The 11,226-nt window shown below is 33.8% G+C and carries 13 protein-coding genes; 7 read left to right on the top strand and 6 right to left on the bottom strand.

The window, feature by feature from the left end; genetic code table 11:
• Positions 1-265: 265 nt before the first annotated feature.
• Positions 266-748, bottom strand: coding sequence for a hypothetical protein (locus MKX53_RS19610; RefSeq protein ID WP_340772058.1), 483 nt, complete (start codon positions 746-748; stop codon positions 266-268).
• A 74-nt stretch (positions 749-822) separates the two neighbouring features.
• Between MKX53_RS19610 and MKX53_RS19605 the strand changes: the two genes are divergently transcribed.
• Positions 823-1,323 (top strand): hypothetical protein, encoded by a 501-nt coding sequence (locus MKX53_RS19605; RefSeq protein WP_340772056.1) that lies wholly within the window; start codon positions 823-825, stop codon positions 1,321-1,323.
• 210 nt (positions 1,324-1,533) lie between these two features.
• On the opposite strand, the gene MKX53_RS19600 is transcribed toward MKX53_RS19605, so the two are convergent.
• Together MKX53_RS19600 and MKX53_RS19595 are read right to left on the bottom strand one after the other, a co-directional pair.
• Positions 1,534-1,806 carry a hypothetical protein gene (locus MKX53_RS19600; protein WP_340772054.1) on the bottom strand — a complete coding sequence of 91 codons (273 nt, stop codon included), beginning with the start codon at positions 1,804-1,806 and terminating at the stop codon, positions 1,534-1,536.
• Positions 1,787-2,389: a recombinase family protein gene (locus MKX53_RS19595; protein WP_340772052.1), complete on the bottom strand. Its 603-nt coding sequence runs from the start codon at positions 2,387-2,389 to the stop codon at positions 1,787-1,789. The genes MKX53_RS19600 and MKX53_RS19595 overlap by 20 nt, the downstream gene beginning before the upstream one ends.
• A 319-nt stretch (positions 2,390-2,708) precedes the next feature.
• On the opposite strand from MKX53_RS19595, the gene MKX53_RS19590 reads away from it, so the two are divergent.
• Positions 2,709-2,837 (top strand): hypothetical protein, encoded by a 129-nt coding sequence (locus MKX53_RS19590; protein WP_340772050.1) that lies wholly within the window; start codon positions 2,709-2,711, stop codon positions 2,835-2,837.
• A gap of 280 nt (positions 2,838-3,117) precedes the next feature.
• Here the strand turns inward: MKX53_RS19590 and MKX53_RS19585 are convergent, their stop codons facing one another.
• Positions 3,118-3,786, bottom strand: a complete 669-nt coding sequence (locus MKX53_RS19585; protein ID WP_340772048.1) for a hypothetical protein — start codon at positions 3,784-3,786, stop codon at positions 3,118-3,120.
• 45 nt (positions 3,787-3,831) lie between these two features.
• A complete protein-coding gene (locus MKX53_RS19580; RefSeq protein ID WP_340772046.1) occupies positions 3,832-4,386 on the bottom strand; it encodes a hypothetical protein in 555 nt (184 codons plus the stop codon).
• Between the two features lie 524 nt (positions 4,387-4,910).
• Between MKX53_RS19580 and MKX53_RS19575 the strand changes: the two genes are divergently transcribed.
• The 3 genes from MKX53_RS19575 to MKX53_RS19565 all read left to right on the top strand — a co-directional run bounded on the left by MKX53_RS19575 (position 4,911) and on the right by MKX53_RS19565 (position 8,486).
• Positions 4,911-5,462 (top strand): hypothetical protein, encoded by a 552-nt coding sequence (locus MKX53_RS19575; protein ID WP_340772044.1) that lies wholly within the window; start codon positions 4,911-4,913, stop codon positions 5,460-5,462.
• 647 nt (positions 5,463-6,109) lie between these two features.
• Positions 6,110-7,267, top strand: coding sequence for a replication initiation protein (locus MKX53_RS19570; protein ID WP_340913704.1), 1,158 nt, complete (start codon positions 6,110-6,112; stop codon positions 7,265-7,267).
• Positions 7,268-7,856: 589 nt separating this feature from the next.
• Positions 7,857-8,486: a hypothetical protein gene (locus MKX53_RS19565; RefSeq protein ID WP_340913702.1), complete on the top strand. Its 630-nt coding sequence runs from the start codon at positions 7,857-7,859 to the stop codon at positions 8,484-8,486.
• Positions 8,487-8,890: 404 nt separating this feature from the next.
• Here MKX53_RS19565 and MKX53_RS19560 read toward each other — a convergent pair whose 3' ends face one another.
• Positions 8,891-9,046 carry a MerR family transcriptional regulator gene (locus tag MKX53_RS19560; protein ID WP_340772069.1) on the bottom strand — a complete coding sequence of 52 codons (156 nt, stop codon included), beginning with the start codon at positions 9,044-9,046 and terminating at the stop codon, positions 8,891-8,893.
• A 452-nt stretch (positions 9,047-9,498) separates the two neighbouring features.
• Here MKX53_RS19560 and MKX53_RS19555 point away from each other — a divergent pair, with 452 nt between their 5' ends.
• Complete coding sequence (locus tag MKX53_RS19555; protein ID WP_169361532.1) at positions 9,499-9,705, top strand: hypothetical protein; 207 nt, start codon at positions 9,499-9,501, stop codon at positions 9,703-9,705.
• A gap of 350 nt (positions 9,706-10,055) precedes the next feature.
• Positions 10,056-11,087 (top strand): integrase, encoded by a 1,032-nt coding sequence (locus MKX53_RS19550; protein ID WP_340772060.1) that lies wholly within the window; start codon positions 10,056-10,058, stop codon positions 11,085-11,087.
• Positions 11,088-11,226 lie beyond the last annotated feature (139 nt).

The raw sequence follows: 11,226 nt of genomic DNA, 5'->3' as shown, positions 1-11,226 counted from the left end.
CAGTGGAGTTCATGGAGTGGTGTAAATGAATAAAACAAGTTGTCACCCTCCCTTCAACCCTTGCCGCCCCTAACTTTTTTCCTTTTTCAACTATTTAGCCTTTATGCATCCAATATACATCGTTGACTTGCCGGGTTTGAGAGTTCACCTAATCCGTCCTATGAATAAATATCTATTTGGAAAATCACTAAATAAGGATTTACATCGGTTTTAGGTATGCGTAATATTACAAGAATACTAATCCCCAAAACTAATATAAAAAAGTTTAAACATATTTTAAAAAATCCATGTAGGGAAGGATCTTCAATTTATATTTGGGATTCTCTCTTTTATACTTAGATGGAATAGAATCAAATGTAATCATAATATTAATAGTGTCAGTTCCGACTATCTGTTTAATCTGTTCAATCCTTAATCCCCCGCAAATCCTCTCTATAAGACTCCCATATCCATGAGGAGGTAAACTACCCCATAAATTTGTAAATTCTTTAACCACTGTTTCAGCAGCTTTTTCATTATTAATTAATTCATTGATATCCTCTTTAATTAAACTATCATTTAGCACATAAGTTCTGTCAGTAATTAAAGAATCAACTCTTTTATTCCACAACAACTCAAGTCTATCTTCAAAATGATCATAAAAGTTTTCACAATTAATATTAGAATACCAAGTCTTATTGTAGATTTTATTTACAAATAACAGAAAATTCAGCTCGATAGGTGCAATTATGGTTTTATCTTCACACATTTGATATATATCCCTTCCTTATTGTGGTAAATTTATCGGAGTACTAATTATACATTAGAAATGGAGGATTTATATTGAAAAAACTTTTAACTTCTTTTTTGTTAGTTTTTATTTTAATTTCTTCTTTATTCGTAGTGAAATCTGAAGCAAATGGAATTGTTTACGATGCTTCTGAGGATGTCTCAGTTGACTTCGACAAAACACCAACTGAGGATGATGAAAATATAATCAAACCCCTCACAACTTTCCCAGGTAGTGGTGGTTATTCAGGTTTAGATTGGGGTGCATCTGGTAGAATGATTACTTGGAGAGTAAAACCCGACACTCTTGAACCTTGGGTATTTTCAGGTATATTAAAAGTCTATCAAAATGATGTTTTATGGAAAACCTATACTTTGTCAGGTGCAGGGGTTCTGGGATCAACGGGATCGGATACAATAGAGTTACCCTATATGGTTAAAGGAGAGTATAGATTTAAATTAAGTGGTGCAGCAGTAGCTCCTATTGGAAATGTTGATTTTTATACAGTTAGCAGCAATGCAGAATTAACTATTTTTAAGTCTTACTCAGATTAATAAAAACTATTTCTCTATCTTAGCTAGATAGATCCAGTAAAATGAATAAAGCTATTCTATGAATCATTTCTTCTAATTTGATATAGTTAAAGTAATAATCCCCACCTATAAATTCTGGTGGGGATTTGTGCATTCTAATTAAAATATTTCCGTGTCATTTCATGACTTGAAAATTAGTAGAATGATGAAGCTTCATCATTCTACTAATTTTCATTTTCCTACTCCTAGTTCTCTCAATAGTTTTTGTCGTTCCTCTTCGATATTCGGTTCTTCAATTTCTTCTTTGGAATCATCTTTTTTCCCGAACCACTCAGGAACCATTTCTTTTCGACCACCTGATAATTCTAATTCGTTAAAGCTAACTTTTTCGCCATTTATGTGCAATTTTAAAGCAGTTTTTAATTTGGATTTCATAAAGCCTAGCGGTGAATTGATAGACATATGGGTATCATAGAAGAAAAAATCATCTTCTATTCCTGACATTGTATATTGTCATTCGAGTGACACCCGTTTCATTGCTGATATCTTGTACAGATTTATTGTTATCTAACATTCTAATTATTTCATTATATATAAGGCGGTCTTTTGGGTCTTTAGCGTTTTCATGGTATTTCATTGGACGACCTTTAAATTTCCCTTTGGTTTTAGCGATGGCAATGCCTTCCCGTTGAGCTTGTGTGATTCGCTGCCTTTCTTCTTCTACCATCCACGACAGCAAGGTTAAAACTAAATCTGAAACCAATTGCCCTACACCTGGTAACTCTTTATATTTTCGAGTATCAAGAATTGGCATATTAAGAACGACAATATCAATTTCTTCATCAATTATTGCTTTCCATTCATTCCTTATTTCGTCCTTATTCCGACCAAAACGACTTAGATCATGAACTACTAATACATCACCGAACCTTAACATACTTCGCATATCTTGATAAATTGGTCGATTAAAATTTTTTCCGGACTGTTTTTCTAAAAAAATCTTTTCACAACCATAATCCTCTAAGTCTTTTATTTGTCTATCTAAGTTTTGTTCTTTTGTACTTACACGTGCGTAACCAATTATCATTGTCTAATCACTCCTCAAAAGCATGATTTCATCTTCTATTTATTATACAACATAAAATTTACATTAAAGTTAGCTCTATAGCTGATTTATTTATTGTCTATTTTGAGGTTACTTAAAATGTACAACATAAATTGTGTTATGAGACATGGATATTTCGATGTCTCAATAAAAGGGCAGTATTTGTCTCAATAGGACCTTCACTCCCTTAGAGTGCAACCGGTTTTAAAGTTATGATGTAAATATATGTAAGTTATTTATACAAAAAATTGTTTTCAAGACAGTAGGATCAAGAAAGAAAATGATTATGAGGAGGTTGAATATGAACGAATATTGCATCGCAAATACAACCAGAGAAAAACGAGCGGAGATATCAGTTTTGGCAGAGTCAATTAACAGCCTAGGAGCTAAAACCGTAGCACCTGAGGATCAGGTTTCAGCAGCATATTGATGGTGAGTTGGAAATTGATGAAGTATTACAGATATTGATCGATAAGTACAAAAAGTCTCCTAAAATTTGAACTCTTTATTATAAATTTAAATTTAAATTTAAAACAAGTAATAGGTACTAGTTATTTTCCAGATTAATTTTTCATTTTTCAAGGATATTAAAGTCAATGGTTGTTTTTCTATAGAAAAAAGAGCTTGGAATTTCCAAACTCTTTTTTTACTCTTAACAATCGATTCAATGCACTTTCATCTTTGAGATCAATAATGGGAAGCTATTTGTACTATTGAATTAAGTAAAATATATTTTCTACAGATGAATCACATAACGCTTCCTTTAATTCGTAAAGTTTAATGACTGTAATATATTTTTCATTATTCACTTCAACAACATATAATCTTATATCCTGAAAATAGGAACCGAAATAAGAAATAATATGTTTCTCTATATTCTCCGTCCATTTTATAAAAGGAGTAAATATAGAAATAGCTGGTGTGCCATATTTATTCCTGAAAAGAGAATATTTAATTATTAATTGTGAAATGTACAAATCAGGGATCTTCATCTCGCAACTTTCAAAGACAAGTTTTTTCTCCTGAGCAAGTCCGAATGTTGGACTTCTTTTTACTAGTAATTCTTGGTAGCTAACAAAATTTATAATATGAGTATACGGATCATCCAAAAGATTGTTTTGGTAACAATAATCAAATTGATCTAAGACTGATTTTTTTAAGTTAAATAACTCTAATGAAAAGTTTTCATCTTCTTGTTTTGTTAAATGGACTTCCTCAAAAATCTCATTGAAATAATTAATATCAACATCATTTATAAAGTCTTTGTCGATAAAGTAGTTTATACAATAATGTTTGTTTTCATCGCAATTATATTTCTGTTGTATAAATAGTTCGATTAAATCATTTAACAATAAAGGCTTATATTTTTTGGATATCATTTATCTACCTCTTTACAAAAATCATAATTAATATCTTTTATGCACCTAAAGTACAATTATTATCGAAGGAATACTGGAGAGTGTTGCAGCACTAGCCCCATAAAAATATGCTTGACTCGATATACTCACTTTATATATTCCTCCTTCTTTATAGGTCCATGTTTTACTTCCTGAAACCGAGAATTTCCCTTGGCCTTGACTAGTCCAAGTGTAAGTACTTGCTCCCGTATTAAGACTAAAATTCAGAAAATCAAAGCCGTGATAAGCTGAACTTGCAGTCCAATTCAAAGTTTTCTTTCTATTATTATCATCATCAGTTTTAATAGTAGAAACGAAAGTTCCTACCGGTGCATCTATTGCTCTTGTTTGATTTTCATTATTAACGTAAAAATTCACAATTGTGTAAATTTGATTATCCTCTGTTGGTTCACCTAATTCTTTTTGGATAGATGGTTCAAGTTCCTCATAGGTTACCTCTTCAGAATGTGTTACAACGCTTGGGGTAATACCAATTTCACTTGCATTTGCATGGGACTGAGGTAAAAACGAGATTGATAAAAACATAACTATTGATACAACCAAAATATAGATTTTCTTCATCTTTTTTCCTCCTTTTTTAAAAAATGCTAAATTAAATATCAAGAAATGTCAATTATTTTCTGAATTATATAAATTTTTAAAATTAGGCGACTCTACTTAACTTCATACCCGTTCAGTCTATTACTTTTTCTTTAGCAGAGCTTTTTTAAAATTTACAATCGAGCAAAGCAACAACAAATATTACTGTTTATTTTTTCAAAATAAACAGTAATATTTGTAAAGGTTATAGGAATCTCCTACCAAGACAAAAACCTCTTTTTGGGGGTGTATGATCACACACCCGTAGCTTTTTGAACATTCCAGAACCTAATGCAGATATAACATGTCCATATGCAAAATTTGTTTTATGTTTTTTCTTTTACTAACCTTCAGCACAGTCTTTATCCACAAGATTGAATGAGAGCGGTACAAAAAGATAAAGAAAGTTTGACTTACAGGGCTAAGTTAGCCTAAATTAAAGATAAATTAAGGTTAAAATAGGGCTAAAATAAAGCTTAATTTAGGCTGTTTTTGGAGGGAAAGTAATGAGATTTCCAATTAACAAAATTACAAAAGAATTAGAAATTAAATCATTTCAACTGCATAAATGGGAAGAGCGGGGATGGCTCGGGACTGAGCCTGTTTTAAAAGATCCAGATAACAATAATCAGCGTATGTACAATAAGCAGCAAGTTGAACGTATTGAATTTATAGATGAAGTCACTAAAGATCAAAGAAAAAAAGGGATTCATCGTACAGATCCTAAAGAAATGGAAATGTTACTTTTAGAAAAATTTGGTGGTGAAGTTACACGAATTGAAAATAAAGAGTTAATTGTTCTTCCTACAACACTTGAGTCGTTTCAAGAATCATTAATCAAACAAAATAAAGAAATGAATGCTATGCGAGAAATAATAGAGGAATTGGTACAAGGACAATTGGAATTGAAAAGTTACATCAAGGAATCCTTGCCAAGACGAGTACAACTGGAAGAACACGATCGTGAATTATTGTTGAGTCTAAAGGAAACTATGGAAAGTCGTAAAAAAGAAGAGGAAAGTCTAGGTTTTTTTGCTCGTTTTTTTAAAAAACGGTGATTGATGTAGAATTATTGGAAGTTCCCTATTTTTGTTTAAAGATGTATTTATTTTCGCAAAAACGTTTTAAACACCCCTAGAAGACGTCTTAAAAATAGATTGATAGATATACCTATTTTTACCTTTAAGATTGATATACGAGCGACCTGTGCCTTTTTAGGGATATATTTGTTCTATTCGAAGAGTTGGACAAGTCTGTTTATAGATTTGTCTTTTTATATATCTATAAATGATTTTATTTTCATGGTTTCGTTTTATTTGGATTTTGATAGAAAAAGAGAAATTATTTCTTGCAGAATTTTGACCAACACCAACATATCTTTGTTGTTGTTGTTTTAAGTAATTAATGTTTAAGTTCTTTGTTTTAAGTGATTTAGGGGCACCACAAACCCTTGGTATGTATAGCGTCACAAGTACGAAAGATAACAGTTTTGGTCTTAAAGGTAACAGTTTTGGTCTTAAAGGTAACAGTTTTGGTCTTTTAAAGGTAACAGTTTTGGTCTTAAAGATAACAGTTTTGGTCTTAAAGGTAACTTTTTAAATTTTAATGTTATCTTTCATATTGACCCTGCTTTTTATTAAGTATATTATTGTAATTAAGTAACTTTTTCTAAAATACTGTTATCATTAAGGGAGGAGATTTTTCGTTGGAGGATAATTATTTAGTCACTCAAGGCAATAATTTAATTGAAGCACGTCATAAGAATCCTTTGACAGCTCGTGAACAAAAGATAGTGCTTACGATGGTCAGTATGATCCAACCGTCTGATGAGGATTTTAAAGACTATCGAATATCTGTTAAAAACTTTAGTGAAATGTTGGGATTAAAAGGTAGTGTGAAGTATACACAAATGAAGGAAATTGCAGAAAACTTAATGACTAAAACAATTGAAATTCCTAAGGAAAATGGTGGTTGGATATTAGCGAACTGGATCTCTAGTGCTGAATATAAAGAAGGGGAAGGCGTTATTGACTTGTCTTTCTCACCAAAATTAAAGCCTTATATGCTTCAACTGAAAAACCAGTTTACATCATATCGATTGAGCAATATTTTAAATCTTAATAGTACTTACTCGATCAGACTATATGAACTTATGAAAAAGTGGCAACATCTTAGTAGATGGGAATGCTCTATTGAGGATTTAAGAGGTAAATTTGGGATAGGTGAAGGGGTATATCCAAGATACGCTAATTTAAAAGCGCGTGTTTTGGTAACAGCCATTACAGAAGTGAATGAAAAAACAGACCTTTATATTAATTTCAATGAAATAAAGAAGGGACGCAGCGTTGAACGAATTGAATTTACAATCAGACATACTCCAGAAAAAGAAATTAAGTTAACTGAACCCAAAAAGAAACCCGAGCAACCCCAAAAATCAATTGTAAATGAAGATGTATATATCCGTTTAAATGGTTTAGCGGACAAAAACCTTTATCAATTCACTCAAAATTATTTTTCTCAAATGTATCAAGGGGCATCATTCATATGGGGCGAAAAAGCTGAGAATGAATTAGCCATGATTATTGAATATGTAAATGTAGAAAAGTCGGTACAAAATCCACTTGGATTTATTAAGTCGCAAATTCAATTAGCGTGGGAAGCTTATGAAAGTGGAGAAAAACCAACGTTCTCTGACCTTCAACCAACCAAGGAAAGAAAAACTGGAAGGGAAGAAATTATTCCTGATTGGTTTAAAAAAAGTAGTGAAGTTAATGAACTAAAAGAGGAAAAAGGCAATGTCAATATTGCAGAAGAACGGGAAGCATTACTGAAAGAATTAGCGGAAATGAAGGGTCATAAATGACTTGAATGAATTTGATTAGTCGCTGAAAAACGGTTTGTCGCGATAGCAAAAAACTCCTTGTATCCTTTCTTTCTAATCTTCATATTTCGTTCTTACTATGTGGTTTAAAGAAGAAGGAGGGGCAAGCTACGGGTATGTGACCACACACCCCAAAAACGAGGTTTTATCTTGGTAGGAGACTCCTACAACCTTTACAAATATAATAGCTGTTATTTTTTCAAAATAAGCAGCAATATTTGTTGTCGCTTTGCTCGATGTAAAGGCTCTGTTAATGAAAAGGTTGATTAGTCGTTAATGGTTGACGGACAAAAATGTCTGTCACGGGGAGAGAACTCAAATTAAAATTTTCAGCGATTCCGTTTTAGGTATTGGTTTCCGAAAAAAAGAAACCAATACTATCGGACATTTTTGACGATAACTATCTGACTCTCAAAGAGAGAGTGCCCATTTATACACCACTCTAAAAAGCGGTGTATATGTGGTTGCCTTCGGATAATTAGTAATGTCCATTCTTGTACATAACGTCTGCAATTTTGCAGGAATGGTACAATTTAGAAATATATATTTTTTACAAAGGAGAAAGAGAGATTTGGGGAATTTACGAGATAATGCTGCAAAGAAAGAAAAAGTAAGGGACAAAACAAAAGCTCTATACAGTCAATTACTTGATTTTGACGAAGATTATGCAATGGAACTAATTGATTGGTACTTAGAAAAAACTGCAACTAATCGAAAACATCAAATAGAAACCCATTCGAGAGCAACAGTGAAACAACTAACAAGTAAAACTGATGAAGAATCTATTCAAAAAGTACGTCAATTGAGAAGACAAATAAAATCCGTTTTACCTGATAATTATCCGCAGAACTTACAAAAGGGTGATGTAGTTTGGGTAAATCACGGCCAAGGTTATGCCGGAGAAATTTCCGATGGTCATTATGGTATTCTACTAACAAGAAAAGGTAGCAATTTTTTAGTAGCGCCTTTAACAAAAACACGTCAACCTGATAAAGAAAACACCATGGAGGTAACCAACTTAGGTTTACCGGCAAGAGGTGGTCAAACAGTAGAGACTTGTTATGTGAACTTTGGTCAGATGAAATTTGTGCATTATAGACGTTTACAAAACATCATTGGTCTAAGTGTTCGGAAGAATGTCGCCGGTCAATTACCCGATCTACTAACCAAATTCAATAATATTATTAATAAGTCAATTTAAAGTTAAGGCTTGACTGTTTAAGTTCTACATGCAAAAATGAAGATATTCAAATTAGTCTTGACGGGGAATGCCGTTAAGGTAAACAAATTTCATTCATAGTTTTAAAAAACCTCGCGGAATGGCGAGGTTTTTTTGTTTAATATAAAAAAAATAAGGGAATATCTTTAATATCAAGTATCTTTTAGCTTTTGCTACATAACATATAAAAACAAAATTCAATTTTGTCTTAGATGGGGAATGCCGTCTAAGTATTAATCTTTCATTGGAAAAGAACCTCACCACATGGCGAGGTTCTTTTCCATTTGAGGAACATAGCAGTATCAACGGTAAATATCTGACTGGAGCAAAGAAGAAGGAATTTAAGGAACTTTCTGCATGGGTTAATTAAAATATCAAAAGAAAATTTATTCCAAGCTATATTGACGCCAACCATTTTCAGCTTTGGCGAAAAGGTATCCTTGTTCTTCCAGCAATTGTGAGTATTTTCGGATGGTGACTGGTTGTATCGAAAGCCGCTTTGCGACCTCTTTGCTCGAATAGGTTTTTGTATTGTTTTGCATATAGTTCACCTCTTAGAAAATATTCGCTATGAATCTTGAAAAAGCCTTTAAAGATAGATTGAAAGAAAAGATTTCAAATGGTAAACTAATAACATACTAAATTTATTTTACTTTTTTATGTCGAACCCAAGCGGGATCTGACGGTGATGAATAATACAGGTCTTTGGACTGATTGTGTTAAAAGCATGACTTACTATGCTACCAATCTGCCCAAAGGCCTTTTTGTGTTCTTTGGGAGAAAGAATAATGAATCTATGGTTCCTTCAAATCAATCGTTGTTAGAGGTAAAATGTCTCAGAAAATAGTTATTGTTATAAGTAAGGGGAGTCCGTCCTTGTTCGTATCTGGCGAAAATAATAACTAAACGTGATAAAAGAGTGTAGAAGTGTATAGCATTTAAAAACTATAAAACAGGAGTACTTCAAGTACATCGGAAAAGGGAGAGGTAATTAATGACAATCAAACTAAACGAGGTTGAAACGAAATTATTCGAAAGGGTTCATGCAAAACATTTGAGCGTGATCGGTAACGAGGAAAAGACAAAATATCAAAAAGAGGAAATCGTAAAAATCGAACGAGATATTCGAAACAAATGTCTGAAGGTGTATTTCCGAAATGGAGAATGGTTCCGGTATTTTACGGACGGAACGTGGGGATGAAGAATGGCTATCGACTTTGGTTGATAGCTCGTATCTGAAAGATGCGAAATGATCAATCGGCGAAGCTGATTGATCCAGACCAGTGCAGCTGGGACGAAACGAAATCGCGAAGCGGTTTCTTGCTACAAAGTAGCAACACTGTGACTTTCATGGGTCACGATTAGAAGCGAACAATGTTCGCTGGCTTTAGGCTTCAATACACACATGAGCAGAACGAGGTACGCCATATGGTGATGCCTTTGAACCGAAGGTGAAATGCGTCACCTTATGGCGTTAACCGTCAAATTAGCGGTTTAGAAGAGTTTTAGTTTTATTGCATTTATTTTAAAAAACATGTAGGAGGTGTTTAAATGGCAAATAATCGGGGTGGTAATCGACTGAAATATCAAGTAGAACAAGCAATTAAACGAATTAACTATATCGGAAAGTCCAAAAAAGAGTTGCGACAAAATGGAACTGAAACAGGTATTCACTCCATCACACAAGTGAAGCACACGCTTTCCGTTGGGCAGAATTTTGCGGAATGGATAAAAGAGCGGGGAGTAAAAGATCTGTACCAGTTAAAGCGTTCGGATTACCGAGATTATATTTCTCATATGCAAGAAAAAGGAGTTTCAAATGGTCACTTAATCAACATAGAAACGAATTTAAGGTTGCTGCAGAAAGGAATGCACAATATTTCAGTGGATAAGGGGTTTGAGGGGCGAGAGTGGATCCCGAAAACTAGGTTGATAGATACAGCTACTCGTGAAAAACCACAGGATCGTTCTTATTCTGTAGAAGAAATAAAGGGTTTTCGAGAAAAGCTTTCTACCAATGCGAAAGTTGGTGCGGATCTCCAACAAGCTTTTGGACTTCGTTTGCGGGAAGTTGCTAATTCAAGAGTGGCCCATATCGTTGAAAAGGACGGTAAGCTCTTCTGGAGGGCTTCAGAAGATAAGCTAGCCTTAAATACAGCACAAGGTGTTACAAAGGCAGGAAGAGGTCGTATATCGCCTTGTAGGCCCGAATTTGAAGCGAGAGTGCGTGAATTGATTCAGGGGAAGGAAAAGGACGCTTATTTATCTCCTGTGCGTTATAACACGCTTAAATCAGCTTATAATCGTGCAGGAGTAAAAGGTTCTCATTCTTTTAGGCATACATATGCCAGAGAAATGCTAAAAAGCGAGTTGAAGCAAAGAGGAATTGAAACCGCAGGTCGTGAAGTGATTCAACGCATGTTAGAGAATCGGGAAGTTGGTTATCGCAAAGACCATACAATCACGAAAGAGGAACGACCGTTATACAGGGAAGTCGTACAAGTCATGGATAAGGTGCAGGAATATTTAGGGCATGGAGAAGGTCGTATAGATTTGGCGGAAGTATATCTAAAGGGCGTGTGAAGAATAACGGAATGGACGAAACCGGCTAAGCGAAGCGATCCCTTTACAATGAGCAGGGGCATGTTAACCTATCTTGGTTCGTGCCACTGTTTTTTCTGCATGTGGCACTTGGCACGAAAGGCTTGTTGTAAAGGGCAGC

Origin of the sequence: Psychrobacillus sp. FSL K6-4615 (assembly GCF_038008225.1) — a bacterium.
Classification (GTDB): domain Bacteria; phylum Bacillota; class Bacilli; order Bacillales_A; family Planococcaceae; genus Psychrobacillus; species Psychrobacillus psychrotolerans.
The sequence above is the reverse complement of the archived record's forward strand: the minus strand, read 5'-3'. Positions and strand labels throughout refer to the sequence as shown.

What these genes read in the sequence shown, in the direction of transcription:
- MKX53_RS19555 (WP_169361532.1), top strand. Translation starts at nt 9,499, where the DNA reads ATGACAATCAAACTAAACGAGGTTGAAACGAAATTATTCGAAAGGGTT.
- MKX53_RS19610 (WP_340772058.1), bottom strand. Translation starts at nt 748, where the DNA reads ATGTGTGAAGATAAAACCATAATTGCACCTATCGAGCTGAATTTTCTG.
- MKX53_RS19590 (WP_340772050.1), top strand. Translation starts at nt 2,709, where the DNA reads ATGAACGAATATTGCATCGCAAATACAACCAGAGAAAAACGAGCGGAG.
- MKX53_RS19595 (WP_340772052.1), bottom strand. Translation starts at nt 2,389, where the DNA reads ATGATAATTGGTTACGCACGTGTAAGTACAAAAGAACAAAACTTAGAT.
- MKX53_RS19600 (WP_340772054.1), bottom strand. Translation starts at nt 1,806, where the DNA reads ATGTCAGGAATAGAAGATGATTTTTTCTTCTATGATACCCATATGTCT.
- MKX53_RS19575 (WP_340772044.1), top strand. Translation starts at nt 4,911, where the DNA reads ATGAGATTTCCAATTAACAAAATTACAAAAGAATTAGAAATTAAATCA.
- MKX53_RS19560 (WP_340772069.1), bottom strand. Translation starts at nt 9,046, where the DNA reads ATGCAAAACAATACAAAAACCTATTCGAGCAAAGAGGTCGCAAAGCGG.
- MKX53_RS19580 (WP_340772046.1), bottom strand. Translation starts at nt 4,386, where the DNA reads ATGAAGAAAATCTATATTTTGGTTGTATCAATAGTTATGTTTTTATCA.
- MKX53_RS19585 (WP_340772048.1), bottom strand. Translation starts at nt 3,786, where the DNA reads ATGATATCCAAAAAATATAAGCCTTTATTGTTAAATGATTTAATCGAA.
- MKX53_RS19550 (WP_340772060.1), top strand. Translation starts at nt 10,056, where the DNA reads ATGGCAAATAATCGGGGTGGTAATCGACTGAAATATCAAGTAGAACAA.